General features: G+C 72.4%; 22 protein-coding genes and 1 pseudogene. 9 read left to right on the forward strand and 14 right to left on the reverse strand.

Annotated elements, in window-relative coordinates:
- Positions 1-190 precede the first annotated feature (190 nt).
- Both OG472_RS33050 and OG472_RS33055 read left to right on the forward strand, forming a co-directional pair.
- The gene (locus OG472_RS33050) at positions 191-1480 is read left to right on the forward strand and encodes an SAV2148 family HEPN domain-containing protein (protein ID WP_401253875.1); all 1290 of its coding nucleotides are present in this window, start codon (positions 191-193) and stop codon (positions 1478-1480) included.
- A gap of 169 nt (positions 1481-1649) precedes the next feature.
- Positions 1650-2366 (forward strand): exonuclease domain-containing protein, encoded by a 717-nt coding sequence (locus OG472_RS33055; RefSeq protein ID WP_401613955.1) that lies wholly within the window; start codon positions 1650-1652, stop codon positions 2364-2366.
- A 51-nt stretch (positions 2367-2417) separates the two neighbouring features.
- On the opposite strand, the gene OG472_RS33060 is transcribed toward OG472_RS33055, so the two are convergent.
- On the reverse strand, positions 2418-3290 hold the full coding sequence (locus tag OG472_RS33060) for a phosphotransferase enzyme family protein (RefSeq protein ID WP_405942335.1): 873 nt from the start codon (positions 3288-3290) through the stop codon (positions 2418-2420).
- Between the two features lie 192 nt (positions 3291-3482).
- Between OG472_RS33060 and OG472_RS33065 the strand changes: the two genes are divergently transcribed.
- The 3 genes and pseudogenes from OG472_RS33065 to OG472_RS33075 all read left to right on the forward strand — a co-directional run bounded on the left by OG472_RS33065 (position 3483) and on the right by OG472_RS33075 (position 7980).
- Positions 3483-6143 (forward strand): FUSC family protein, encoded by a 2661-nt coding sequence (locus tag OG472_RS33065; RefSeq protein ID WP_405942336.1) that lies wholly within the window; start codon positions 3483-3485, stop codon positions 6141-6143.
- A 6-nt stretch (positions 6144-6149) separates the two neighbouring features.
- Positions 6150-7396, forward strand: a pseudogene (gene mgt, locus OG472_RS33070) (macrolide-inactivating glycosyltransferase).
- A gap of 20 nt (positions 7397-7416) precedes the next feature.
- Positions 7417-7980, forward strand: coding sequence for a DUF1697 domain-containing protein (locus tag OG472_RS33075; RefSeq protein ID WP_401613961.1), 564 nt, complete (start codon positions 7417-7419; stop codon positions 7978-7980).
- Positions 7981-8000: 20 nt separating this feature from the next.
- Here the strand turns inward: OG472_RS33075 and OG472_RS33080 are convergent, their stop codons facing one another.
- A complete protein-coding gene (locus tag OG472_RS33080) occupies positions 8001-8846 on the reverse strand; it encodes an aldo/keto reductase (RefSeq protein ID WP_405942337.1) in 846 nt (281 codons plus the stop codon).
- A gap of 44 nt (positions 8847-8890) precedes the next feature.
- On the opposite strand from OG472_RS33080, the gene OG472_RS33085 reads away from it, so the two are divergent.
- The 4 genes from OG472_RS33085 to OG472_RS33100 all read left to right on the forward strand — a co-directional run bounded on the left by OG472_RS33085 (position 8891) and on the right by OG472_RS33100 (position 14738).
- Positions 8891-9892 (forward strand): ketopantoate reductase family protein, encoded by a 1002-nt coding sequence (locus OG472_RS33085; RefSeq protein WP_405942338.1) that lies wholly within the window; start codon positions 8891-8893, stop codon positions 9890-9892.
- 328 nt (positions 9893-10220) lie between these two features.
- The gene (locus OG472_RS33090; protein ID WP_405832548.1) at positions 10221-11048 is read left to right on the forward strand and encodes an FAD binding domain-containing protein; all 828 of its coding nucleotides are present in this window, start codon (positions 10221-10223) and stop codon (positions 11046-11048) included.
- Positions 11045-13762 (forward strand): molybdopterin-dependent oxidoreductase, encoded by a 2718-nt coding sequence (locus OG472_RS33095; RefSeq protein WP_405942339.1) that lies wholly within the window; start codon positions 11045-11047, stop codon positions 13760-13762. The genes OG472_RS33090 and OG472_RS33095 overlap by 4 nt, the downstream gene beginning before the upstream one ends.
- 4 nt (positions 13763-13766) lie before the next feature.
- A complete protein-coding gene (locus OG472_RS33100) occupies positions 13767-14738 on the forward strand; it encodes an antibiotic biosynthesis monooxygenase (protein WP_405832550.1) in 972 nt (323 codons plus the stop codon).
- Between the two features lie 35 nt (positions 14739-14773).
- Here OG472_RS33100 and OG472_RS33105 read toward each other — a convergent pair whose 3' ends face one another.
- From OG472_RS33105 to OG472_RS33160, 12 genes are all read right to left on the reverse strand, one after another.
- Positions 14774-15538, reverse strand: coding sequence for a sirohydrochlorin chelatase (locus tag OG472_RS33105; RefSeq protein WP_401613973.1), 765 nt, complete (start codon positions 15536-15538; stop codon positions 14774-14776).
- A 5-nt stretch (positions 15539-15543) separates the two neighbouring features.
- Positions 15544-16440, reverse strand: a complete 897-nt coding sequence (locus OG472_RS33110; protein WP_405832551.1) for an ABC transporter permease — start codon at positions 16438-16440, stop codon at positions 15544-15546.
- Positions 16427-17221 (reverse strand): ABC transporter ATP-binding protein, encoded by a 795-nt coding sequence (locus OG472_RS33115; protein ID WP_401613977.1) that lies wholly within the window; start codon positions 17219-17221, stop codon positions 16427-16429. Before OG472_RS33115 ends, OG472_RS33110 begins: the two co-directional genes overlap by 14 nt.
- Before the next feature lie 34 nt (positions 17222-17255).
- On the reverse strand, positions 17256-18386 hold the full coding sequence (locus OG472_RS33120; protein ID WP_405832553.1) for an ABC transporter substrate-binding protein: 1131 nt from the start codon (positions 18384-18386) through the stop codon (positions 17256-17258).
- Positions 18387-18601: 215 nt separating this feature from the next.
- Complete coding sequence (locus OG472_RS33125; protein ID WP_383570510.1) at positions 18602-19942, reverse strand: sulfate adenylyltransferase subunit 1; 1341 nt, start codon at positions 19940-19942, stop codon at positions 18602-18604.
- Between the two features lie 2 nt (positions 19943-19944).
- Positions 19945-20883, reverse strand: coding sequence for a sulfate adenylyltransferase subunit CysD (gene cysD, locus OG472_RS33130; protein ID WP_383570507.1), 939 nt, complete (start codon positions 20881-20883; stop codon positions 19945-19947).
- Positions 20880-21425 carry an adenylyl-sulfate kinase gene (gene cysC, locus OG472_RS33135; protein WP_319724587.1) on the reverse strand — a complete coding sequence of 182 codons (546 nt, stop codon included), beginning with the start codon at positions 21423-21425 and terminating at the stop codon, positions 20880-20882. Before cysC ends, cysD begins: the two co-directional genes overlap by 4 nt.
- 59 nt (positions 21426-21484) lie before the next feature.
- On the reverse strand, positions 21485-22213 hold the full coding sequence (locus tag OG472_RS33140; protein ID WP_405832555.1) for a phosphoadenylyl-sulfate reductase: 729 nt from the start codon (positions 22211-22213) through the stop codon (positions 21485-21487).
- Positions 22210-22389, reverse strand: coding sequence for a hypothetical protein (locus tag OG472_RS33145; protein ID WP_319724591.1), 180 nt, complete (start codon positions 22387-22389; stop codon positions 22210-22212). The genes OG472_RS33140 and OG472_RS33145 overlap by 4 nt, the downstream gene beginning before the upstream one ends.
- Positions 22386-24089 carry a nitrite/sulfite reductase gene (locus OG472_RS33150; protein ID WP_401614964.1) on the reverse strand — a complete coding sequence of 568 codons (1704 nt, stop codon included), beginning with the start codon at positions 24087-24089 and terminating at the stop codon, positions 22386-22388. Before OG472_RS33150 ends, OG472_RS33145 begins: the two co-directional genes overlap by 4 nt.
- Before the next feature lie 223 nt (positions 24090-24312).
- Positions 24313-24396 (reverse strand): putative leader peptide, encoded by an 84-nt coding sequence (locus OG472_RS33155; protein ID WP_312847410.1) that lies wholly within the window; start codon positions 24394-24396, stop codon positions 24313-24315.
- A 186-nt stretch (positions 24397-24582) separates the two neighbouring features.
- A complete protein-coding gene (locus tag OG472_RS33160; protein WP_405832557.1) occupies positions 24583-25146 on the reverse strand; it encodes a GNAT family N-acetyltransferase in 564 nt (187 codons plus the stop codon).
- Between the last annotated feature and the right edge of the window lie 2 nt (positions 25147-25148).

The following is a 25148-nucleotide window of genomic DNA, read 5'->3' on the forward strand; positions in this document are numbered from 1 at the left end:
GCGGACTTGGGAGGGGTCCTACCGGGTGACCCGCAGAGCTGATATGCGGGTCAGCGGACTGTCTGCGCATCCGATAATGGGTCAACGGACGACCGTTGCGGGGACCATCCGGCTGCACCGGGCCGCGCGCGCGGAGTACCCTTCCGTGATCACTGGAGACGGGCGTCCAGACGCAGAAGGCGGTGCACGGGTGAGCTCGGGAGGTCTGGAGCTGCCCCCTGGTGACAGCAGTCACGAGGGTGGCCCGGCGGACGCCCCAGGTGGTGTCCCCGGCGGGGCACCGGCAGGGGTCGCCGCCGGAGCGGTCTCCCTGGCGGGCGGACCGGCGGAGGCCGGGAGCGCGGGCGGGCCGGGATCCGCCGGCGCCGAACTGGACTGGAGCGCGGAGGCCTGGAGCGAGGTCCGCACCCGGGCCCAGCGGGCCGGCCGGGCCTACATCTGGCTCAACCTGATCGAACAGCGGCTGCGCTCGGTCGTCGGGGCGGTGCTCCGGCCGATCTACGAGCCGGTGCACGGCGGGGACGACTGGGTGGTCGCGGCCGCCGGACCCGCCGGGCAGGAGTGGGTGCAGCGGGCCGTGGCCGTGCGCGAGGTCAGCCGGCGCAAGGGCTACCTGCTCGACTCGGCAGACGACAACGTGCTGAGCTTCCTGACCCTGCCCCAGCTGCGGGAGCTGATGGTCCAGCACTGGCCGTGCTTCGAACCGTACTTCGACGACCGGCGCGAGATCGAGCTGGCCCTGGACGAGCTGGAGGTCACCCGCAACGTCGTCTCCCGCAACCGGGCGCTGTCACGGCCGGTGCTGGAACAGGCGGAACGGGCCTCGGCGCGGCTCCTGGAGGTCCTGGGCGGCGGCGCCGGCAGCCCCTCGGCGGACCGGCTGCCGATCGACGCCGTCGAGGACCTGGTGGGAGACCGGTACGCGGACGTCATCTCGGTCCACCCGGACCGGGTGCGCCTGCAGCGGCAGCTCCCCGCGGAGGACCTCTTCGGGGGCGCGCGGCGGCTCGACGCCATCGGCATAGGGCTCAACCTGCTGGTCCAGAACTTCTCGGGCCGAAGACTCGTCCGGCTCACGGAGGCCGGCTGCCGGGTGCGGCTGCTGTTCCTGAACCCGGCGAGCAGCGCGGTCAAGCGGCGCGAGCGGGAGCTGGGGCTGCGCAAGGGCGAGCTGAGCCGCTCGGTGGAGATGAACATCCTGCACGTCCGCCGGGTCCGGGCGGGCCTGCGGGACCCCTCGCGCTTCGAGATCCACGTCTTCGACGAGACCCCGCGCTTCACCGCCTACCTGGTGGAGGGGAACTCCTCGGGCATCGCGGTGGTCCAGTCGTACCTGCGGCGGGCGCGCGGGATGGAATCCCCCGTCCTCGTCCTGCGGGGCGGCGGGCGTGGCGTGCCGAAGGACGCGGACCACGGGCTGTTCGCGACGTACCGGGAGGAGTTCGAGTCGATGTGGGAGGACTCCCGCCCCGTGTCGTGAGGACCCGGACACCGGACGCCGGGCACCCCTCGAGGGGGGTGTCGTCGGGCTTGTCAGTGCCCCGTGGCAGGCTGAAAGCCGTTGACCGAAGGTGTACGGGGGAGGGGCACGGCATGGGGGATCTGGAGAGGACCGGCGCGGGGCCGGGGGAATCACGGGGGGCCCGGCGATGAGCTGGATCAGCGGTCCGATGGTGGCCTTCGACCTCGAGACGACCGGGACCGACATCGAGTCCGACCGCATCGTCACCGCCGCGGTGGTGGCCATGGAGCCGGACGGCAGGGTCGCGCGGACCCGCACGTGGCTGGTCGACCCCGGCGTGGCCATCCCGGAGCAGGCGTCGGCGATCCACGGCATCTCCACGGAGCACGCCCGCACGCAGGGCGTGCCGGCCGCACCGGCGATCGCGGAGATCACACAGACCCTCGCCGACGGGCTGGGCTCCGGCACCCCGCTCGTGGTGATGAACGCCCGCTACGACCTGTCGCTGCTGGACCGCGAGTGCCGCCGGCACGGGATCGCACCGCTGGCCGACCGGCTGCGGGGCAGGCCCGCGCACGTCATCGACCCCCTGGTCCTCGACAAGCACGCGGACCGGTACAGGAAGGGCAGGCGGACCCTCCAGGCCCTCTGCGAGCACTACGGCGTGACGCTCGACGACGCGCACAACGCGGCCGCGGACGCCCTCGCGGCAGCGCGCGCGGCGCGCCGGGTGGGCGCGAAGCACGCATCCATAGGCTCGATCGAGCTGGCGGACCTCCACGACCTCCAGATCCACGCGGCCGCCCAGCAGGCGCAGTCCCTGCAGAGCTACCTCCGCCGCACCTCGGACCCCGAGGCGATAGTCGAGCCGGCGTGGCCGGTGGTCCCGCGCAGGGAGAGCTAGACCGGCCGACGGCCCCGCCCGGACGCGCACCCGGACCCGAACGTCCGGGTCCTAGAACGAATGCCAGCGCATGCCGGGGTCGCCGTCCCGGAGGGACGTCACACGGCGGCGGAACTCGGCGCGCGCCCCCGGGCTGACCGGGGCGTGCTGGGCGACCCAGGCGCAGCTGGCCGTCTCCCGGGCCCCGCGCAGGACCGCGCAGCCCGCCCAGTCGCGGACGTCCCACCCGTACGCCGACACGAACGCCCCGTACTCCCCGGCGGGCATGCCGTACCGGTCGCGCGAGAGCGCCATCACCACCAGGTCGTGCTCGCGCAGATCGGCCGAGACGGTCTCCAGGTCGACCAGGGCCGGGCCGTCCGGGCCCACGTGGACGTTGCGGGGCAGGGCGTCGCCGTGGACCGGGCCGGGCGGCAGGTGCGGGGTCAGGGCCGCCACCTCACCGGCGTAGGTGTCCCGGCGGGCCCGCAGGTACGCGGCGTCCGCAGGGTCGATCGCGTCCCCCGCCAGCCGCAGCCAGCGCTCGACCCCGCCCAGCAGGTCCCGCTCGGGCAGGGCGAACGGCGGCGCGGGCAGGGCGTGGACGGCGCGCAGCAGCACGGCCAGGTCCTCGGCGCCCGCGGGCCGGACCGCGTCCGGGAGCCGGTGCCACAGTGTCAGCGGATGTCCGTCCACCAGCCGCGGCTCCGGCTCGGCCGCGCGGACCGCCGGGATCCCGGCCGCGGCGAACCAGCCGGCCACGGCCAGTTCCCGCTCGGCCCGCGCCAGCAGCGATGCCTCCCGGCCCACCTTCACCACCAGGTCGCCCACGGCGAAGACGGCGTTCTCGCCGAAGGCGAGGAGGGCCGGTTCGCCGGCCGCCCCCCGGGTCGGCCGCGTGAGGCCCGCCGCCTTCAGTGCCCGCCTGGCCTGCGCTTCGTCCATGTCCCTGCTCCCGTCCTCCGCCGGTTCGCGGTGATCGTGGCAGCCGTGGTGATCGCGGCCGTGATCGCGGCGACCGCGGTGAACACCGTGATCGCCGGGATGCGCCGGGACCTGCCTTGATCACCGCGCATCCGAGTTCTATCACCGCCCGCGCGGGTGGTGGCTTCGGGAGGGCGGCCCGATGCTGGAGGCATGGGCGCCGACCGTGACGCAGGCGCCGCCCGCGGCCCCAGCGGCGTGGCGCGGCGCGCCATCCGCACGACGCTCGCCGCGTGTGCCGGGTTCTTCCTGTTCCTGTACGGCCTGGACCAGTCCGTCGCGGCGATGTACGCCCTGTTCTCGGTCGTGTCGATGGCGGCCCTCTCGCACATCCCCGGCACCGGGCGCCAGCGGGCGGCAGTCATCGTCCGGACGACGCCCGTGGCCTGGGTGCTCGTCACGATCGGCACCTATCTCGCGGTGCGCACCTGGAGCGCCGTGGCCGGAATGCTGGTCATCGGCTTCTTCCTCGCCTTCGTGGCCGTGGCCGGGCCCCGGGCGTCGGGCGCCGCGCCCGGCCTGCAGCTGCTCTACATCCTGCCGTGCTTCCCGCCCTACGCCCCCGACACCCTCGGCCAGCGCCTGCTGGGCACGACCTGCGGCCTCGCGCTGCTGATCCTCGCCGAGCTCTTCGTGCTGCCCGAGCCGCGCGGCCCCTCCTACCGGCAGCGGGCCGCCGAAGCAGCCGACACCGCCGCCTGCTGCGCCGACGAGCTGGGCCGCGCCCCGTACACGCTGTCCGCCGCAGGGGCGCAGGCGGCCCGGGCGGCCGGCGAGTCGCTACGGCCCTTCCGGGTCCCCGAGGCCGACCGCCCCGCCGGGCCGGGCCTGCGGGACCGCGGGCTCGCGCATGCGGGCCTGGCCGCCCGCACGCTCCTGAACCGCATGGTGAACCTGCCCGCGCCGCCCCCGGAGCGCCCGCCGCCACAGCAGGCGCCCGGGGTGCCGGCCGCGGTCGGCGCGGCCGCCGCCGAGTGCGCGGCCCTGCTGCGCGGCACCGGCGGATCCACCGACGCGGCGGGCGCCCTGCGGGGCGTACGGGAACGGGCCGTGGAGGTGGACGAACAGCCGGCGAGCGAGGCGCTGGGCGTGCGGCGGGCCGCGCTGCTGGAGGTGGCGGACGCCGCCGTCGCCTTCACGACGGCGGCCGAACTGGCGGTACGGGGCCGCCGCGCGCGGCTCCCGGCCGAGACCGATGCGGGCCGCTTCTGGTACGCCGGCCGGCGCGCGCCCCACCTGTGGTGGCACCGGCTGGCCGCACACGCCGGACCGCGGTCGGTGCACTTCCAGAACGCCGTCCGGCTCAGCCTCGCGCTCGCGGCCGCCCGTACGATCGCGGGCATCGACTCCCTGCCGCACGGCTTCTGGGCGATGCTCGCCGTGCTCAGCCTGACCCGGACCACGGTCTCCCAGACCCGGGCGACCGTACGCCTGGCGCTCGCCGGCACCCTGCTCGGCGCCCTCGCGACCGGCTGCCTGCTGGCCCTGATCGGGGGGAACAGCACCGTCTACGCCATCGCCCTGCCGTTCGTCATGTTCGTGGCCTTCCGGGTCGGGCCGGTGCGGGGCGTGGGCTGGGCCCAGGGCATGTTCACCCTCGTCGTGTCCTTCGCCTTCGCGCAGCTGGCGCCGGTGACCTGGCGGCTGGCCGAGATCAGGATCCTGGACGTGGCCATCGGCAGCATGATCGGCGTCGTGTTCGGATTGCTCGCCTGGCCGCGGGGGGCGCAGGCGGAGCTCCACCGGGCGGTCGCCGAGCTGCTGGCGGAGGCGGCCGATGCGGTCGAGAGCACCGCGGCCGCCGTCGCGGCGGGCGGGCCGGGACGCGTCCCCGACGACGAGCCGCTCCAGCGCGCGCTGCTGCTGGCGGAGTCGGCGTTCTCGCAGCGCCAGAGCGAGCCCCAGGCCCCCGTCGGCTTCCCCGCGGACCTGCAGGCGGCCCTGATGACGGGCCACCACGTGCTCTGGGGTTCGCGCCGCCTCCACGCCCGCGGAGGCCCACCCCTGGAGCCGTCCCAGCAGTCACGCCTGCGCGCCCGGGGAGCGCAGGTGGCCACCGGCCTGCGCGCCACCTCGTCCCTGGCATCAGCCACTTCCCGGCCGGTGCCGACGGGCAAGGACCAGGCGGGTGGCAGGGACCGGCCGGCGGCCACGGACCTGCCCGCGGGCACGCATCGGCCGGTGGCCACGAACGGACCGACAGCCGCGAACCCGCCGATGGACGGACCGTCCACACCCGCCCCGGCGCCCGGACCCGCACCCGGCCCGGAGCCCGCAGCCACACCCGGCCCGGCGGCCCCGGGCGCCGCCGGGGCACCGCCCGCACCCGCCCCGGCGCCAGCGCCGGGACCTGATCCTGCACCCGCCCCGGGGCTGTCGGCCGCGCCTGGCGGGGCGTCCGCACCCGGCCCCGCGCACGCGTCCGGCTCTGAGTCGGCATTGCCCCCCGCGCCCGCGTCCGGACCGGAGTCCGGGTCCGCGCCCGGTCCGACGCCCGCTCCCGCTCCCGCCCCGGCGCCGGGGCCGGGACCTGATCCTGCACCCGCCCCGGGGCCGGCGGCCGCGCCTGGCGGGGCGTCCGCACCCGGCCCCGCGCACGCGTCCGGCTCCGAGCCGGCATTGCCCCCCGCGCCCGCGTCCGGACCGGAGTCCGGGTCCGCGCCCGGTTCGGCGCCCGCTCCCGGCCCGGTCGTCGGGGTTGCTCTGCCGCGGTTCTATGCCGGCCTTGCCTGGCTGGACTCGCTGAACACCGACGTCGAGCGCATCAGCGCACCCACCGGCGGTTCCGGGGGGCCGGACGGGACGACGGCCTGAACATGGTTGCACGAGACGTCTCGTCTCGCTATCGTCTGATCATGACCTCAGCCCAGCCGGCCAAGCCCGCACACATCGCCATGTTCTCCATCGCCGCCCACGGCCACGTGAACCCGAGCATCGAAGTGATCCGGGAACTCGTCGCCCGCGGCCACCGCGTCAGCTACGCCATCCCCGCCGCCTTCGCCGAGAAGATCGCGGAGACCGGCGCCACACCCGTGATCTACACCTCCACCCTCCCCACCGACGACGAGCCGGAGGCCTGGGGCACCGAGCTCATCGACAACCTGGAGCCCTTCCTGAACGACGCCATCCAGGTCCTCCCGCAGCTCGCCGCCGCCTTCGAGGGCGACGAGCCGGACCTCGTCCTCCACGACATCACCTCCTACCCGGCGCCCGTGCTCGCCCACCGGTGGGGCGTCCCCGCCGTCTCCCTCTCCCCGAACCTCGTCGCCTGGGAGGGCTACGAGGAGGAGGTGGCCGAGCCGATGTTCGCCGGACTGAAGGCATCCGAGCGCGGACAGGCGTACTACGCCCGGTTCGCCGCCTGGCTCATCGAGAACGGTCTCGACGGCCAGATCGAACGCCTCCAGAGCCGCCCGCGCCGCAGCCTCGTCCTGATCCCCGAGGCGCTCCAGCCCCACGCCGACCGCGTCGACCGGTCCGTACACACCTTCGTCGGTGCCTGCCAGGGCGACCGCTCGGCCACGCAGGGCAGTTGGGAGAGGCCGGCCGCCGCCGAGGGCAAGAAGGTGCTGCTGGTCTCGCTCGGCTCCGCCTTCACCAAGCAGCCCGCGTTCTACCGCGCCTGCATCGACGCCTTCGCGGACCTGCCCGACTGGCACGTCGTCCTCCAGATCGGCAAGTTCACCGACGAGGCCGACCTCGGCGAGATCCCGGCCAACGTCGAGGTCCACCGCTGGGTTCCCCAGCTGGACATCCTGCGCCAGGCCGACGCCTTCATCACCCACGCGGGCGCCGGCGGCAGCCAGGAGGGGCTCGCCACCGCCACCCCGATGGTCGCCGTCCCGCAGGCCGTCGACCAGTTCGGCAACGCCGACATGCTGGTCTCGCTCGGTGTGGCCCGGCACGTACCGATGGCGGACGCGGACGCCGCGACCCTCCGGGGAGCGGTCCTCGCCCTGGTCGCCGACCCCGGGGTCGCCGCCCGCGCCGAGGCCGTGCGCGCCGCGATGGCCGCCGAAGGCGGCACGCGGCAGGCCGCCGACCTCGTCGAGGCCGAACTGTCGTAGGCACCCCCTAAGGTGCCGCCATGACGAAGAAGGCCACGACCACGAAGTACGCGGCGCTGCTGCGCGGCATCAACGTCGGCGGGAGCAGGAAGGTCCCGATGGCGGAGCTGCGCTCCGTGCTGGAGGAGCTCGGCCACGGCGACGTCCAGACGTACCTGCAGAGCGGCAACGCCGTCTTCAGCAGCGAGAAGAAGGACCCGGCGGCGCTCGCCCGGGAACTGGAGGCGGCCATCGAGGCCCGCTTCGGCTTCCGGGTGGCCTGCCTGGTGGTGGACGGCGCGTACCTGCGCGCCGTCGCCGACGCCTGCCCCTTTCCGGCCGCGGAGCTGGAGGGCAGGCAGCTCCACGCGACCTTCTTCTCCGAACAGCCGGGCGCGGAGCGCTTCGCCGCGCTCGACGAGGCCTCGTACCTCCCCGAGGAGTACCGGCTCGGCGACCGCGTCCTCTACCTCTACGCCCCCAACGGCCTGGGCCGCTCCAAACTGGCGGAGTCCCTCGCCAAGCCCGCCGTCGTCAAGGGCATCGACGCGACCACCCGCAACTGGAACACCGTCGCCAAACTGGTGGAGCTCACCGGAAACTGACGCGGCGTGGCTCTCAGGTCTCAGCCGAGCGCGTCCAGCAGCTCCAGCTCCCGCGCCGTGAGGTGGATCGTCGCCGCGTCCAGGTTCTCCGCCAGATGTGCGGGGGAACCGGTGCCCGGCGTCGGGCACAGCACGGGGGAGTGGTGCAGCAGCCACGCCAGGGCGATCTGGCCCGGGCCCGCGCCGTGGGCCGCGGCCACCGAGGTGACGGCGGCCGCGCTCTCGCGGGTCAGGGCGCCGCTCCCCAGCGGGTAGTACGGGAGGAAGGCGATCCCGCGGGCCTCGCACAGTGCGAGCACCTCCGCCGAGCCCCGCTCCAGCAGGTTGTAGGGATTCTGCACGGACGCGATGGGGGTCGACTCCAGGGCCGTCCGCACCTGCTCCGCGGTCACGGTGTCCAGCCCGATGTGCCGGATCTTGCCCTCCGCCCGCAACTCGGCCAGCGTGCCCAGCTGTTCGGCCACCGGCACGGCCGGGTCGAAGCGGTGCAGCTGGTAGAGGCCGATCCGGTCCGCGCGCAGCCGCCGCAGGCTCGCCTCGCACTGCCGGCGCAACTGCTCCGGGCGGCCCGCCACGTGCCACCGGTCGGGGCCGGTGCGCACCACCCCGCCCTTCGTGGCGACGACGAGCCGCTCCCCGTACGGGTACAGGGCTTCGGCGATCAGCTCCTCGGCCAGGTCGGGGCCGTAGTTGTCGGCGGTGTCGATGAGGGTGACCCCGCGCTCCACCGCCGTGCGCAACAGGGCCCTGGCCTCGGCCCGCTCACCGCGCGGGCCCCAGTAGCCGGGGCCGACCAGGCCGCCCGTACCGAAGCCGAGCCGCCGTACGGGCAGCTCCCCGCCGAGATCGATCCCCTCGTTCACCATGCCCCGACGGTAACCCAGGGGCCCGGATGTGCCAGTCTCGTGGCATGCGTTACATCATCATCGGCGCGGGCGCCGTGGGCGCCACCATCGGCGGACGGCTCGCGGAGGCGGGCGGCGAGGTCGTCCTCGTCGCACGCGGCGCGCACGCGGAGGCCCTGCGGGCCGACGGGCTGCGGCTCACCACGGCCGACGGGGAGCGGGTACACCGCCTGCCCGTGGTCACCGGACCGGAAGGGATGGGCGAACTGCGCCCCGACGACGTGCTGTTGCTGGCGGTGAAGACCCAGCACGCGGTCGCCGCGCTCGATGCGTGGGGCGACGCCGAGGTCGCGGGCGGCGGCACGGCGGCCCAGCGGCTGCCGGTGCTGTGCGCGCAGAACGGCGTGGAGAGCGAGCGGCTGGCGCTACGGCGCTTCGCGCGCGTGTACGGGGTGTGCGTATGGCTGCCCGCGACCTTCCTGGAGCCGGGCGTGGTCTCGGCGCTGTGTGCGCCGCTGACCGGCATCCTGCACGTGGGCCGGGCGGCGGGCGGCGCGGACGCCCTGTGCCGGGCCGTCGCGGCGGACCTCGGGAAGGCCGGCTTCGAGGCTCCGGTGGTCGAGGACGTGATGCGCTGGAAGTACGCGAAGTTGCTCGGCAACCTGGGCAACGCCCTCCAGGCGACGACCGGCCCGGAGCCGGACCCGGCGAAGGCGGCCCTGCTGCTGCGGGCCGTGCGCGAGGCGAAGGCCGTCTTCGGGGCCGCGGGCATCGCGTACGCCTCGGACGCCGAGCAGTCGCTGGCGAGGGACGGGAAGGTGAACCAGCCGCCGGGGGTCCGGGGCGGGTCGTCCTGGCAGAGCCTGGCGCGGGGGACGGGCTCGGTGGAAGCGGACTATCTCAACGGGGAGATCTCCCTGCTGGGCCGGCTGCACGGGATTGCGACCCCCGTCAACGACGTCCTGCGGCACGCGGCGAACATCTTCGCCCGTGAGGGCCTCCCGCCGGGCGCGATGTCCGTCGAGGACCTCACCACCCTGGCCGACGAGGCGGCGGCCCGCGCCTAGGCCGGGCTTGGGCGGCCGGGCTCGGGCGGCCGGGCTCGGGCGGCTGCGCTCGGGCGGCTGCGCTTGGCGGTGCGGGGCCGGTCGGGGATACGCTGAAGAGGAGTCTCCACGTCCGCTGGTCCTCGCCGAAGTGCCCGACCACAGCGGCCGGAGTCGAACCGGACGTGCCCGGGATGCCACCCGGAGCCGAACCGGTGCCGACCCATCGCCGACCCGGGCTTCGACGCGCATGCGATGCAGTAGCCCGAGCTCGTGACGCTGCCCGCACGCACCGATGGCCGGTGGACGGTCCGTCACACGGCTGCCGTCGTGAGGGAGAGCGATCCCCGTGGACCTCAACACGATCACCGAAGTCGTCCGGCGCCCGCCCGACCGGCCGGGCGCTGACTGGCGCGAGGGCGACGCCTGGCTCGCGGGCGGGACGTGGCTGTTCTCGGCGGAGCAGCCGGATCTGCGCCGCCTGGTCGACCTGACCGCCCTGGGCTGGGCCCCCGTCGTCCCGACCGACAAGGGCCTCGACATCGGTGCCACCTGCACCATCCGGGAGCTCTACGCCTTCCGGCCCCCGGCCGACTGGACCGCGGGCCCCTTGCTCGGGACGAGCTGCGAGGCCTTCCTGTCCTCGTTCAAGGTCTGGAACGCGGCGACCGTCGGCGGGAACATCTGCATGTCCCTGCCGGCCGGCCCCATGATCACGCTGACGGTGGCGCTGGAGGCGCGCTACGAACTGTGGGCCGCCGACGGAACGACGCGCACCGTCGACGCCCTCGACTTCGTGACCGGCGACCACCAGAACATCCTGGCCCCCGGGGAAATCCTGCGGCGCATCGAGATTCCGGTGCACGCCCTGCGCAAGCGCACCGCGCACCGCCGCTTCACGCTGACCCGCCTCGGCCGTTCGACGGTGTTCCTCATCGGTACGCGCACGCCCGGCCACGACGACCTGCTGCTCACCGTCACCGCCGGCACCACCAGACCCGTGCGCATGGTCTTCGACTCCCTGCCCGACGCCTCGACCCTGCAGCAGAGCATCGACGTCATCCCCACCGACGTCTGGTTCGACGATCCCAACGGCACTCCCGGGCACCGCCGTCATCTGACGAAGCACTTCGCCGAGGAGATCCGCCGTGAACTCGGGTCCGGGAGCACGTCATGACGTACCGCGTGAACGGCAGGAGCTTCGACGAGGAGCCGGCGCCCGGACAGTGCCTGCGCACCTTCCTCCGTGCGCTCGGCCACTACGGTGTCAAGAAGGGCTGTGACGCCGGAGATTGCGGCGCCTGCACGGTATGGCTGGACGGCAGCCCCGTACACAGCTGCATCACCCCCGCCTTCCGCGCCGACGGCCGTGAGGTGACCACCATCGAGGGGCTGGGCTCGCCCGGCAACCTGCACCCGATGCAGCGGCAGTTCCGCGACGCCCCGGGATTCCAGTGCGGTTTCTGCACCGCAGGGATGATCATGACCTCGGCGACCTTCACCGAGGCCCAGAAGGCGGATCTGCCACGGGCGCTGAAGGGCAACCTCTGCCGCTGCACCGGCTACCGGGGGATCGAGGACGCGGTCCGCGGCGTCGTCGGCGTGGAGAGCGCCAAGCCGGGAAGGGCCGTCGGAACCAGCGTCGGCGCACCGGCGGCCAACGACGTGGTGACGGGCCGCGCCGAGTTCACGATGGACACCCACATGGAGGGCATGCTGCACCTCAAGGTGCTGCACGCGCCGCACGCGCACGCCCGGATCCTGTCGATCGACAAGAGCGCCGCCCTCGAGGTTCCCGGTGTACAGCGGGTCTACACCTGGGAGGACGTGCCGCGCAGACGCTTCACCACGGCGATCCACACCGACCACCTGGTCGACCCGGACGACACCCTCATCCTCGACCGGACCGTCCGCTTCGCCGGCCAGCGCGTCGTCGCGGTCCTCGCCGACACCCCCGGCGCCGCGGAGGAGGGCTGCCGCAAGGTCGTCGTCGAGTACGAGGTGCTGCCCGCGGTGTTCGAACCCGAGGAGGCCATGGCCGAGGGGGCACCACAGATCCACGGTGCGGACGACCCCTTCGTCCGCGACCCCGTCCACAACGTCCTGCTCGAGATCCACTCGCACATCGGAGACGTGGAGGCGGGCTTCGCCGAGGCCGACGTGATCCACGAAGGCACCTATGCGTCCCCGCGCGTGCAGCACGCGCACCTGGAGACCCACGGCTCGATCGCCTGGATGGAGGACGGACGCCTCAACGTCCGCACCAGCTCCCAGTCGCCCTCCATCGCCAAGGTCAAACTCGCCCACCTCTTCGCGCTGCGCCCGGACCAGCTCCGCGTGTTCTGCATGCGCGTGGGCGGCGGTTTCGGCGGCAAACAGGAGGTCATCTCGGAGGACCTGGCGGCGCTCGCCGCGCTGGACACGGGGCGGCCCGTGTGCTTCGAGTACACCCGCGAGGAGGAGTTCACCACGGCCTCGCCACGGCATCCGATGACGCTGACGGTCAAGCTGGGCGCGAAGGCGGACGGCACGCTCACCGCGTTCCAGGTCCGCAACGTGTCGAACACGGGTGCCTACGGCAACCACGGCGGGGAAACCCTGTTCGCGGGCGGCGCGGCCGTCATGATCTACCGCTGCCCCAACAAGAAGTACGACGCGTACTCCGTCTACACCAACACCGTTCCGAGCGGCGCGCTGCGCGGGTACGGGATGACCCAGCCGGCCTTCGCCGTGGAATCGGCGATGCACGAACTGGCCCTCGCCCTCCACATGGATCCCTTCGCACTGCGCCGCCGCAACATCGTGCGGCCCGGCGAACCGCTCGTAGCCATGCACGACGGCCCCGACGACGTGATGTTCAGCGAGGACGGCCTCGCGCAGTGCATCGACCTGGTCGCCCGGGCCCTGGCCCGGACGGCCGGGGACCCCCACCTCGGCCCGGACTGGCTCATCGGGGCGGGCGTCGCGGCCTCCCTGCACGAGACCGCGCCCCCGACCGAACACATCTCGGAGGCCTGGGTGACGCTCGGCGACGACCTCGTCTACGAGCTCGCCGTCGGCACGGTCGAATTCGGCGAGGGCACCTCGACCGCCCATGTCCAGATCGCCGCCAACCAGCTGGGCACCACACCGTCGCGGATCCGCCTCGTGCAGTCCGACACCGACCGCACGGGATTCGACACCGGAGCCTTCGCGAGCGCGGGCCTCTTCGTGGCGGGCAACGCGGTCCTGCGGGCGAGCAACGCCGTGCGCGACCGCATTCTGGAGTTCGCCGCCGCCCACACGGGCATCCACCCCGTGATGTGCTCGATGGACGACGACGGGGTCCTCTGCGGGGACCAGCGGGTGTCGCTGGCCGAACTCGTCGCGCTGGCACGGGCGCGCGGCATCCGCTTCACCGCCGCCCGCAAGGCCTACGGATCTCCCCGGAGCGCCGTCTCCAACGCACACGGGTTCCGGATCGCGGTCCACCGGGTGACCGGCGAGATCCGCGTGCTCCACAGCGTCCAGGCGGTCGACGCCGGCGTCGTCATCAATCCCGCGCAGGTACGGGGACAGGTGGAAGGCGCCGTCGCCCAGGGGATCGGCTTCGTGCTGACCGAGAACTTCCGGCTCGACGCGAACGGAGCCGTGGTCAACCCGAACCTCCGCAACTACCGCATCCCCACCTACGCCGATGTCCCGCGCACCGAGGTGCTCCTGGTGGGGTCGGCGGATTCCGTCGGGCCGATGCGGGCGAAGGGGATGGCGGAGTGCAGCATCAACCCGGTGGCCCCCGCACTGGCGAACGCACTCCAGGACGCGACGGGAATCCGCTACCGGTCGCTGCCGCTGACACCGGAACGGATCTACGACCGGCTCGGCGAGAAGCGCTCGCACTCGAAGGCCTGAGCACATGGACACCGAGAAGCACGTAGAGGACGCCGAGGCCACGGCGATCATCGCCCAGAAGGTCCTGCCCGGCTGGGAGCACGAGTACGAGACGTGGCAGCAGGACGTCAACGCCGCCGCCGCCGGGTACGACGGGTACCTCGGTGTCGAGGTCACCCCGCCGACGGCCCTGCAACCCGAATGGGTCGTGGTCTACCGGTACGACTCGGTGGCCCACCTGCAGGCGTGGATCAACAGCCCGACCCGGCAGGGACTGCTCGAAGCCGGCGACAAGTACCTCGACGGCCCCGGAACCCAGCAGGTGGTCAGCGGCCACGCCACCTCACGGGACCCGCTGGTGACCGTGGTGATCACCCACCGCGTCCACCCGGAGCACGTCGAGGACTTCCTCGCGTGGCAGCGCCGGATGAACGAGGAGGAGAGCAAGTTCGAAGGTTTCCGCGGGAGCGAGTTCTTCCCGCCCATCGAGGGGGTCCAGGAGGAATGGACCACGCTGTACCGGTTCGACAACGCCGAGCACCTCGACGCCTGGCTGACGTCGGACCGGAGGCAGGAGGTCCTTGCCGAGGGAAAGGAGTTCGACTTCAAACTGCGCACGATCGACAACTCCTTCGGCAGCTGGTTCGCCTTCGAGGAGAACGGCAGGGAAGCGCCCCCGCCCTCGGTCACCAAGACCGCCATCGCGGTCTGGGTCGGCCTGTACCCGACCGTCGTCCTCCTGGCGCTCGCCACGTCGCCGCTGAAAATGCCGCTCTGGCTCGGCCTGCTCGTGGGGAACCTGCTGTCGAGCCTCGTCATGAGCTTCTTCACGATGCCCTACTACGTGAACCCGCTGCTGGGGCGGTGGCTGCGCCCGTCGCCGGACGAGCCGGCGGCCAGGACCAACCTCATCGGCATCGGGATCGTCGCCGTCCTGCTCGCCTTCTGGGTCGTCGTGTTCTATCTGGTGACCACCCGGATCTGGACCCTGCCCTGAGGGGCCTCGCGGGCCTGCGCCGTCAGGGGCCGGGCCTACGCCGTCAGGGCAGGGAGCCCGGCCGCGGTGGCGGCGGCCGAGGCGTCGTAGCGGCGGAGCAGGAGGCGGGCCAGCTCGGGGGACGCGCCGAGGACGCCGGCCACCACGTCCGCGCCCGCGGCCTCGGCGCCCGCCGCGATGCGGTCCGGGAGCCGGCCGGGGGCGATGACGTACGGGGCCACCGCCACCCGGGCGAAGCCCTCGGCACGCAGGGCCCGTACGGCGTCCTCGGTACGGGGCAGGGCAGCGGAGGCGAACGCAGGCCGCACGGCGCACCAACCGGTGTGCCGCCACTCCCGCGCGGTTTCAGCGATCGCTGCGATCGCCTCCGGGTCTGTGGAGCCGGCGGACGCGAGCACCACCGCAGTGGTGGCGCGGTCCGCCGGGGTGAGGCCGGCTTCGGCGAGCCGGCGTTCGAGGGCCGAGAGCAGGAGCGGGGACGGACCGAGGACATCGGCCACCCGCACCGACAGCCCCGGCAGGCGGGCCGACGACTCGGCCAGTGCCGCCGGGATGTCGGACTTCGCGTGGAAGGCCCGGGTGAGGAGGAGCGGGAGGGCGACGACCTCCCGTACGCCCGACAGGTAGAGCGAGGACAGGGCCTGGCCCACCGACGGGCTGTTGAAGTCCAGGAAGGCCGTCTCCACCCGCAGCCCGGGCCGCAGCGCCCGCGCCCGCCCGACGAGGGCGTGCACGGTCGCCGCGTGCCGCGGGTCGCGGCTGCCGTGGGCGATGACCAGGAGTGCGGGTGCGTGGGACATCGGACTCAGCTCTTGACCAGCAGGCCGCGGCTGCGCAGCACCCACCGCTCGACCGGGCTGAAGATCAGCAGGTCGATGGCGATGCCGACCACCAGGATCAGGATGATCGCGAGGAACACGCCGGGCAGGTCGATGTTGTTGCGGCCGTTCTCCAGGAGCTGGCCCAGGCCCAGGCCCAGGTCGGGCGAGGAGGCGATGATCTCGGCTGCCATCAGCGAGCGCCAGGAGAAGGCCCAGCCCTGCTTCAGGCCCGCCAGGTAGCCCGGCAGCGCGGCCGGCATCACGATGTGCCGGGCGCCGCGCAGGCCGGTGGCGCCCAGGGTGCGGCCCGCCCGCAGGTAGAGCGGCGGGATCTGGTCGATGCCCGAGACCAGGCCGTTGGCGATGGACGGGACGGCGCCCAGCAGGATGACCGTGTACATCATCGCGTCGTTGAGGCCGAACCACAGGACGGCCGGCGGCACCCAGGCCACCGACGGCAGCGACTGCAGGCCCTGGAGGATCGGGCCGATCGCGGCGCGCACGAACTTCACCCGGGCGACCAGCAGGCCCAGCGGGGTGCCGATGGCCAGGGCCAGCAGGAAGCCGAGCAGGCCGCGGGAGACGCTGGTCCAGATCACCTCCAGCAGCGTGCCCTGGACCCACATGTGGGACAGGCTGTCCCACACCGCGGACAGCGGGGGCAGCTTGGTCTCCTCGGTGACCTTCGTGGCGACGAGGACCTGCCAGACCAGGAGCACGAGGCTCACGGCCAGGAGGGGCGGGAGGACCTTCTTGACGAGGACCTCGCGGACCGGGGTGCGGTGGGTCTGGACCGCGTCGAGGGCGTCGAGGCCCGCCTCGAGGCCGGCCAGGTCGTCGTTCTTGCCCGTGGCCTTCGAAGTGGTGTCAGTGCTGGCCATGGCGGCGGATCTCCCCACGCAGGTGTTCAGTGATCTCGAGGGACAGCTCCGCGACGTCCGCGTCCTCGATGCGGCGCGGCTGCGGGATGTCCACGGTCCACTCCTTCGCGACCCGGCCGGGGCGCGAGGAGAGCAGGACCACGCGCTGGGCGAGGCGGACGGCCTCGCGCACGTTGTGGGTGACGAAGAGGACGGACAGGTTCGTCTCGGCCCAGATGCGGGTGAGCTCGCCGTGCAGCACGTCCCGCGTGATGGCGTCGAGCGCCGCGAACGGCTCGTCCATCAGCAGCAGCTGGCTGTCCTGGGCGAGCGCCCGGGCCAGGGCCACGCGCTGGCGCATGCCGCCCGACAGCTCGTGCACGCGCTTGCCGTACGAGCCGCCGAGGCGGACCAGCTCCAGCAGGCGCTCGGCCTCCGGCTTGCGGTCGGCCTTGGCCACCCCGCGCAGGCGCAGGGCGAGTTCGATGTTCTTGCCCGCGGTCAGCCACGGGAAGAGGGCGTGCTCCTGGAACATCAGGGCCGGACGGCCGCCGGGGGTCTCGATGGACCCCGCGGACGGCTTGTCGAGGCCCGCGACCAGGTTCAGCAGGGTGGACTTTCCACACCCCGAGGCCCCCAGGATGGTGACGAACTCTCCGGGAGCGACATCGAGGCTGATGTCGTCCAGGACGAGCTGCGATCCGGCCGGGCCGGAGAAGGACTTCGAGACGTGCGCGATGCGGGCAGCGTGGGTCTGCTCCGCTACGGAGCCCTCGGCAGCCTTGGCAAGCGTGGTGGCCATGGTCGTCACCTCCTGGGATAGCTGGACTACGGGATTACTTGGCGCCGAGACCGGCGTCGGAGACCTCGGGCTTGCCGGCGGCCTTCAGCACCTTGTTCAGGAGCGTCAGGTCGTAGATGCCGGCGAGGTCGGGCTGCTCGATGAGCTTGGCCTTGACCGCCCAGTCCGACTGGGTCTTCAGCGTGGAGGCCAGCGGGTCGTCCGTGACCGTGAAGCTCGGCCACGCCGGGTCGATGACCTTCGCGTCGAGCGGCTTGCCGCCCTCCGCCTCGAGCCTGGCGTTGGCGGAGGCCTTCGCCTTGTCCTGGTTGGCGTGGATCCAGTCGTTGGTCTTCACCGTGCCGCGCAGTACGGCCTCGACGACGTCGGGGTGCTCCTTGAGGAACTTCTGCGACACGATGATGTTCGTGATCACGAACTTCTTGTCGGGCCACAGGGAGGTCTCGTCGAGGAGGACGCTGCCGCCGTCGGAGACGAGCTTGGAGGCCGTGGGCTCCGGGACCCAGGCGCCGTCGATCGAGCCCTGCTTGAAGGCGTCGGGGGTGACCTTGTTGTCGGTGCGGACGACGGAGACGTCGCCCTTGCCGGACTCGGGGTCGACCTTCCAGCCCTTCTCGGAGATCCAGTTGAGGAAGGCGACGTCCTGCGTGTTCCCCTTCTGCGGGGTGGCGATCTTCTTGCCCTTGAGGTCGTCCAGGGTCTTGATCTTGTCCGGGTTCACGACCAGCTTCACGCCGCCCGAGGCGGAGCCGGAGATGATCCGCAGGTTGGAGCCCTTGGACTTGACGTAGCCGTTGATCGAGGGGGAGGGGCCGATGAAGCCGATGTCGAGAGAGCCGCCGTTGAGGGCTTCGATCTCGGACGGGCCGGCGTTGAAGGACTGCGGCTTGATCTTGGTGCCGTTCAGTTCCTTCTCGATCAGGCCTTCCTGCAGGCCGACCAGTGCGGTGGCGTGCGTCAGGTTCGGGAAGTAGCCGATGCGGACCTCGGAGGCCGACAGCTTCTTGCCGTCGGTGGCCGCGACGTTGGCGGCCTTGTCGCCCTCGTCCTTCTTGGCTTCGGAACCGTAGCCGCACGAGGCGAGCGCGCCGATCAGCAGCGGCAGGGCGGCAGCGGCGACGACGCCGCGGCGCAGGGTGGTACGGGTGGTGGCGGTGGCAGGCACGGGAGGACTTCCTCTCGTGACGCGGTCATCTCATGACGCACGTCTTCGTCTGTGGAGCAGGGGCGGGTACGGCTCGTGCGGGGTGTGGGCGCGCATGCGGTGCGCGTACGTCATCGCGCACATCGCGCCACCCCTCCCTGGCCGCTGCCGAGGCGGCCGCTGCCTACGCGGCCGCCCTCCTTGGCGAAGGTGGAGTAGATGTCGGCAGGCATGATCTAGAAGTCCCACCCTTCTTCGTCCGCCTGAACGGTGGTCTCCGCCGTGGAGGCGAAGGACTCGCCGGCCATGCCCGCCGCCAGGGTGGTTCCGTCGGCCGGGTCGATCAGCAGGAAGGACCCGGTGCGGCGCGAGTCGGCGTACGCGTCGAGCGCGAGCGGCTCGGCGGTACGGACGACCACGCGGCCGATGTCGTTGGCCACGAGCTGCCCGGGGTTCGGGTGCTGGGACAGGTCGTCCAGGGTCAGCCGCGAGGGGATCTCCTTGACGATCGCCTTGACCGTGCGCGTCGTGTGCTTGATCAGCACCCGGGCGCCGACGGAGAGGGGCTGGTCGGCCACGTGGCAGACCGTCGCCTCGACGTCCTGCGTGGTGGCCGGGGCGTTCGCGGACGGCGCGATCAGGTCGCCGCGCGAGATGTCGATGTCGTCCGCCAGACGCAGCGTCACCGACTGCGGGGCCCAGGCGATGTCGACGCTCTCGCCGAGCGCGTCGATGCCCACGATCGTGCTCGTACGGCCCGAGGGCAGGACGGTCACGGCCTCGCCGACGCGCAGCACGCCGGAGGCGATCTGGCCCGCGTAGCCGCGGTAGTCGGGGTGCTCCGCGGACTGCGGGCGGATCACGTACTGCACCGGGAAACGCGCCGGGCAGGCGGTGAGGTCGTGGCTGACCGGGACGGTCTCCAGGTGCTCCAGCACCGTCGGGCCGCCGTACCAGTCCATGTTGGCGGACGGGTCCACGACGTTGTCGCCGGCCAGCGCGGAGATCGGGATCGCGGTGATCTCCGGGACGCCCAGGTCCGAGGCGTACGCGGTGAACTCCTCGGCGATCTTCGCGAAGACCGACTCCTCGTAGCCCACCAGGTCCATCTTGTTGACGGCCAGGACCACGTGCGGGACGCGCAGCAGCGCGGCGACGGCCGCGTGCCGGCGGGTCTGCTCGATCACGCCGTTGCGGGCGTCGACGAGGACCACGGCCAGGTCGGCGGTGGAGGCGCCGGTGACCATGTTCCGGGTGTACTGCACGTGCCCGGGGGTGTCCGCGAGGATGAACCGGCGGCGCGCGGTGGCGAAGTAGCGGTACGCGACGTCGATGGTGATGCCCTGCTCCCGCTCGGCCCGCAGGCCGTCGGTGAGCAGCGCGAGGTCGGGGGCCTCCTGGCCGCGGGCCTGGGAGACCGCCTCGACGTGCTCCATCTGGTCGGTCAGGACCGACTTGGAGTCGTGCAGCAGCCGGCCCACCAGGGTGGACTTGCCGTCGTCGACGGAACCGGCGGTCGCGAAGCGCAGCAGCGTGGTCGCCGACAGGTCGGCGAACTGCTCGGTGGTGGAGGTCATTTCTAGAAGTACCCTTCGCGCTTGCGGTCTTCCATCGCAGCCTCGGACATCTTGTCGTCGGCGCGGGTGGCACCCCGCTCGGTGAGGCGGGAGACGGCGATCTCGGCGATCACGGCGTCCAGCGTGGCGGCGTCGGAGTCGACGGCGCCGGTGCAGGACATGTCACCGACGGTGCGGTAGCGGATGAGACGCGTCTCGGGCGTCTCGCCCTCCTTCGCGCCGCCCCAGTCGCCGGCCGTCAGCCACATGCCGTTGCGCAGGAACACCTCGCGCTCGTGGGCGAAGTAGATCTCCGGCAGCTCGATGCCCTCGCGGGCGATGTACTGCCAGACGTCCAGCTCGGTCCAGTTGGACAGCGGGAAGACGCGCACGTGCTCGCCGGGCGCGTGGCGGCCGTTGTAGAGCTGCCACAGCTCGGGGCGCTGGCGGCGCGGGTCCCACTGGGAGAACTCGTCGCGGAGGCTGAACACCCGCTCCTTGGCCCGGGCCTTCTCCTCGTCGCGGCGGCCGCCGCCGAAGACGGCGTCGAACTTGAGGCTCTGGATCGCCTCGGTCAGCGGGACGGTCTGCAGCGGGTTGCGGGTGCCGTCCGGACGCTCGCGCAGCTTGCCCGCGTCGATGTAGTCCTGGACGGACGCCACGTGCAGGCGCAGTCCGTGCTTCTCGACCGTGCGGTCGCGGTACTCCAGCACCTCGGGGAAGTTGTGGCCCGTGTCGACGTGCAGCAGCGTGAAGGGCACCGGCGCCGGCGCGAACGCCTTCAGCGCCAGGTGCAGCATGACGATGGAGTCCTTGCCGCCGGAGAACAGGATCACCGGCTTCTCGAACTCGCCCGCCACCTCGCGGAAGATGTGCACGGCCTCGGACTCGAGGGCGTCGAGGTGCGACAGCGCGTAGGGCGCGTCCGTCCCTTCGTGGACGTGTGCGACGGTGGCGGTCATGCCAGGCCCCTCTCGGTGAGCAGCGCGTGCAGGGCCGAAGCCGACTCCTGCACGGTCTGCGTGTGCGACTCGATACGGAGGTCCGGGGACTCCGGCGCCTCGTACGGGTCGTCGACCCCGGTCAGACCGGAGATCTCGCCCGCCGCCTGCTTGGCGTACAGGCCCTTGACGTCACGCTCGGAGCACACCTCGACCGGAGTGGCCACGTGCACTTCGAGGTAGTCCGTCGCGGCGGCCGCGTGCCGCTTGCGGACGGCCTCACGGCTGTCGGCGAACGGTGCGATCACCGGTACCAGCGCCTTGACGCCGTTGCTCGCGAGGAGCTCGGCGACGAAGCCGATCCGCTGCACGTTGGTGTGCCGGTCCTCGCGGCTGAAACCGAGGCCGGCGGAGAGGAACTCGCGGATCTCGTCACCGTCGAGGACCTCCACGCGGTGGCCCTCGGCGCGCAGCCGCTCGGCCAGCGCGTAGGCGATGGTGGTCTTGCCCGCGCTCGGCAGCCCGGTCAGCCACACGGTGGCGCCCTGGTCGCTCACGCTCATCTGCTCTGTCTCCGTAGGTTCTTCGCTCGTCGTCACGCTGGTCGTCGTGCTGCTCGTCATCAGCCGTGCAGTCCGCACTCGGTCTTGCCCCGCCCGGCCCACCGGCCGGCCCGCGCGTCCTCGCCCTCCGCCACGCGGCGGGTGCAGGGGGCGCAGCCGACGGAGGCGTAACCGTCCATCAGCAGCGGGTTGGTGAGCACGCCGTGTTCGACGACGTACGCGTCCACGTCGTTCTGGGTCCAGCGGGCGATCGGCGAGATCTTGACCTTCTGCCGCTTTTCGTCCCAGCCGACGACCGGGGTGTTCGCCCGGGTCGGGGACTCGTCGCGGCGCAGGCCCGTCGCCCACGCGTCGTACGCGGTCAGGCCCTCTTCCAGCGGCTTGACCTTGCGCAGCGCGCAGCACAGGTCGGGGTCGCGGTCGTGCAGCTTCGGGCCGTACTCCGCGTCCTGCTCGGCCACCGTCCGGCGCGGGGTGAGGGTGATGACGTTGACGTCCATCACCGCCTCGACCGCGTCACGGGTGCCGATGGTCTCCTCGAAGTGGTAGCCCGTGTCGAGGAAGACCACGTCCACGCCGGGGAAGACGCGCGAGGCCAGGTGGGCGACGACCGCGTCCTCCATGGAGGAGGTCACGGCGAACTTCCCGCCGAAGGTCTCGGCCGCCCAGCGCAGGATGTCCAGCGCGGAGGCGTCCTCCAGGTCCCGGCCCGCCTGCTCGGCCAGTTCCTTGAGCTCCGTGGCCTTGAGATCCACGGGCGTGAGACTCGCGTCTTGAGTGGTGGTCATATCTCGTCCCCTCCAGCTGAATCGGACCGGACACCGCGGGCCAGCAGCCCGAGGTACTTCAGCTGGAAGGCTCGGTTGCAGGCCCTGCATTCCCACGCGCCGTGGCCCGCCTCGTGGGGAAACAGGTCCTCGTCGCCGCAGTACGGGCAGTAGAAGGGTGCGGCGCGCTCGCTCACGAGAGGCTCTTCTCGTCCGCGCGGGCGACCCACGCCGCGAAGCGCTCGCCGTCCTCGCGCTGCTCCTCGTAGCTCTTGACGACCCGCTCGACGTAGTCGGGCAGACCGGCCGAGGTGACCTTGAGGCCGCGGACCTTGCGGCCGAAGCCGGCCTCCAGGCCGAGGGCGCCGCCCAGGTGGACCTGGTAGCCCTCCACCTGGTTGCCGTCGTCGTCCAGGACCAGCTGCCCCTTGAGACCGATGTCCGCCACCTGGATACGGGCGCAGGCGTTCGGGCAGCCGTTGATGTTGATCGTGAGCGGCTCGGCGAAGTCCGGCAGGCGGCGCTCCAGCTCGTCGATCAGCGAGGCGCCGCGCGCCTTCGTCTCGACGATGGCCAGCTTGCAGAACTCGATGCCGGTGCAGGCCATCGTGCCGCGGCGGAACGGGGACGGCTTGACCCGCAGGTCCAGCGCCTCCAGCGCCCCGACGACCGAGTCGACCCGGTCGGCCTCGATGTCGAGCACGATCATCTTCTGCTCGGCGGTGGTGCGCAGGCGGCCGGAGCCGTGCTGCTCGGCGATGTCCGCGATCTTGGTCAGGGTGGCGCCGTCCACGCGGCCCACGCGGGGCGCGAAGCCGACGTAGAACTTGCCGTCCTGCTGCTGGTGGACGCCCACGTGGTCGCGCCACTGGCCGGTCGGCTGCTCGGGGGCGGGGCCGTCGGTCAGCTTGCGCTGCAGGTACTCGTCCTCCAGGACCTGGCGGAACTTGGCCGGGCCCCAGTCGGCGACGAGGAACTTCAGGCGGGCGCGGGTGCGCAGCCGGCGGTAGCCGTAGTCGCGGAAGATCGAGATGACGCCCTCGTAGACGTCCGGGACCTCGTCGAGCGAGACCCAGGTGCCCAGGCGCACGCCCAGCTTGGGGTTGGTGGACAGACCGCCGCCGACCCAGACGTCGAAGCCCGGACCGTGCTCGGGGTGGTTCACGCCGACGAAGGCGATGTCGTTGATCTCGTGCGCCACGTCGAGCAGCGGCGAGCCGGAGATCGCGGACTTGAACTTGCGGGGCAGGTTGGAGAAGTCCTTGTTGCCCACGATGCGGCGGTAGATCTCGTCGATGGCGGGGGTGCCGTCGATGATCTCGTCCCGGGCGATGCCGGCGACGGGCGAACCGAGGATGACGCGGGGCGTGTCACCGCAGGCCTCGGTGGTGGAGAGGCCGACGGCCTCCAGCCGGCGCCAGATCTCCGGGACGTCCTCGATCCGGATCCAGTGGTACTGCACGTTCTGACGGTCGGTGAGGTCGGCGGTGCCGCGCGCGAACTCTTGGGAGATCTCGCCGATCACGCGCAGCTGCTCGGTGGTCAGCCGGCCGCCGTCGATGCGGACGCGCAGCATGAAGAACTCGTCGTCCAGCTCCTCCGGCTCCAGGATCGCGGTCTTGCCGCCGTCGATCCCGGGCTTGCGCTGGGTGTAGAGGCCCCACCAGCGCATGCGGCCGCGCAGGTCGTTGGGGTCGATCGAGTCGAAGCCGCGCTTGGAGTAGATCGTCTCAATGCGTGTCCGCACGTTGAGACCGTCGTCGTCCTTCTTGAACTGCTCGTTGCCGTTGAGGGGCGTGTGGTGTCCGACAGCCCACTGGCCCTCACCGCGGTGACGGCCGGTCTTGCGGCGCGCGGCTGCGGGTGCGGCTGCAGGCGTTTCGGGGGTGGCGGCCATGGCGGTACGTCCTTCTTCGGCGGCTCAAGGCAAGGGCAGGGGGAGGCGGAGCGGCGGCAGGTACCCCTGTCAGGTCTGCGACTCTGAGCGGGTGTGGCTGATTCCCGCTCCGTTGCCGGGGTTGCCGGCGGGCAGGGCGGGACATCGGCCTCAGGGGACTAGCGGGTGATCGGCGCGTCCGCGGCGGCGGGGACGGCGACGATGTGCGGCGTGGCTGGTTCCGTCAGCGCGCCGGACAGATGGCGCTGGACATGCGGCCGAGGTCGACGTGCCGCCGACTCACCAAGGCAATTCCAGCTCCATTCATGACGGAAGCGTGTCATGTGCCTCTTGGAGGAGTCCACTACTGTCCACGATTCGGACGAACTCGTCCCGCATCGTGGGATGGCGTGACGGGCGTCACGCACCGAACGCCGGCCAGTGCGGGCATTCCGGCCTCCCCGGCGTTCGAGGCAGCGGAGCCCCAGGTCCCGGCGGAGCCGGGCTCGATGCGCTACGCGCCAGGCCACGGGCCCGGGGTCGGGGTTTCCACCTTGGACTCCGTCTCCGTCTTGAAGATCTTGAAGCCGCGCCGCTCGTAGTTGCTCATCGCCGTCGGGCCGTCCTGGCTGCAGGTGTGCACCCACACCCGCCGGGTCGGCTCCAGCTCCGGCCAGCGCTCCGCCAGGGACCAGGCCCGGGCGATGCCCACCGACAGCAGGTGCCCGCCGATGCGGCGCCCGCGGAAGTCCGGGAGGAGGCCGAAGTACATGATCTCCACCACACCGTCGTCCTGCGGGTCGAGCTCCACGTACCCCGCCGGCGTGCCGCGGTCGTACGCCACCCACGTCTCCACCCCCGGCCGGTCCAGCTGCTCCACCCACTGCGCCCGGGTCAGCGACAGCCGGTCCGTCCAGTGGATGTCGCCGCCCACCGAGGCGTAGAGGAAGCGGCTGAACTCCGGGGACGGGACCTCCGCCCGCGAGATCGTGATCTCGGGGCCCGGTACGGCCGCCGGGACGAGGTCCGACGGGGAGGTCATTTCCAGGGACCAGGTGGTGAGGGTGATGGTGCTCATGC

It is taken from the genome of Streptomyces sp. NBC_00207 (assembly GCF_045160965.1).
Taxonomy (GTDB): Bacteria; Actinomycetota; Actinomycetes; order Streptomycetales; family Streptomycetaceae; genus Streptomyces.

Coding starts and splice junctions, on each gene's coding strand:
- OG472_RS33140 (WP_405832555.1), bottom strand. CDS start 22,213: ATGACCACCACTCAAGACGCGAGTCTCACGCCCGTGGATCTCAAGGCC.
- OG472_RS33115 (WP_401613977.1), bottom strand. CDS start 17,221: ATGGCCACCACGCTTGCCAAGGCTGCCGAGGGCTCCGTAGCGGAGCAG.
- OG472_RS33110 (WP_405832551.1), bottom strand. CDS start 16,440: ATGGCCAGCACTGACACCACTTCGAAGGCCACGGGCAAGAACGACGAC.
- OG472_RS33105 (WP_401613973.1), bottom strand. CDS start 15,538: ATGTCCCACGCACCCGCACTCCTGGTCATCGCCCACGGCAGCCGCGAC.
- OG472_RS33100 (WP_405832550.1), top strand. CDS start 13,767: ATGGACACCGAGAAGCACGTAGAGGACGCCGAGGCCACGGCGATCATC.
- OG472_RS33125 (WP_383570510.1), bottom strand. CDS start 19,942: ATGACCTCCACCACCGAGCAGTTCGCCGACCTGTCGGCGACCACGCTG.
- cysD (WP_383570507.1), bottom strand. CDS start 20,883: ATGACCGCCACCGTCGCACACGTCCACGAAGGGACGGACGCGCCCTAC.
- OG472_RS33160 (WP_405832557.1), bottom strand. CDS start 25,146: ATGAGCACCATCACCCTCACCACCTGGTCCCTGGAAATGACCTCCCCG.
- OG472_RS33055 (WP_401613955.1), top strand. CDS start 1,650: ATGAGCTGGATCAGCGGTCCGATGGTGGCCTTCGACCTCGAGACGACC.
- OG472_RS33150 (WP_401614964.1), bottom strand. CDS start 24,089: ATGGCCGCCACCCCCGAAACGCCTGCAGCCGCACCCGCAGCCGCGCGC.
- OG472_RS33155 (WP_312847410.1), bottom strand. CDS start 24,396: ATGAATGGAGCTGGAATTGCCTTGGTGAGTCGGCGGCACGTCGACCTC.
- cysC (WP_319724587.1), bottom strand. CDS start 21,425: ATGAGCGTGAGCGACCAGGGCGCCACCGTGTGGCTGACCGGGCTGCCG.
- OG472_RS33065 (WP_405942336.1), top strand. CDS start 3,483: ATGGGCGCCGACCGTGACGCAGGCGCCGCCCGCGGCCCCAGCGGCGTG.
- OG472_RS33095 (WP_405942339.1), top strand. CDS start 11,045: ATGACGTACCGCGTGAACGGCAGGAGCTTCGACGAGGAGCCGGCGCCC.
- OG472_RS33060 (WP_405942335.1), bottom strand. CDS start 3,290: ATGGACGAAGCGCAGGCCAGGCGGGCACTGAAGGCGGCGGGCCTCACG.
- OG472_RS33085 (WP_405942338.1), top strand. CDS start 8,891: ATGCGTTACATCATCATCGGCGCGGGCGCCGTGGGCGCCACCATCGGC.
- OG472_RS33080 (WP_405942337.1), bottom strand. CDS start 8,846: ATGGTGAACGAGGGGATCGATCTCGGCGGGGAGCTGCCCGTACGGCGG.
- OG472_RS33075 (WP_401613961.1), top strand. CDS start 7,417: ATGACGAAGAAGGCCACGACCACGAAGTACGCGGCGCTGCTGCGCGGC.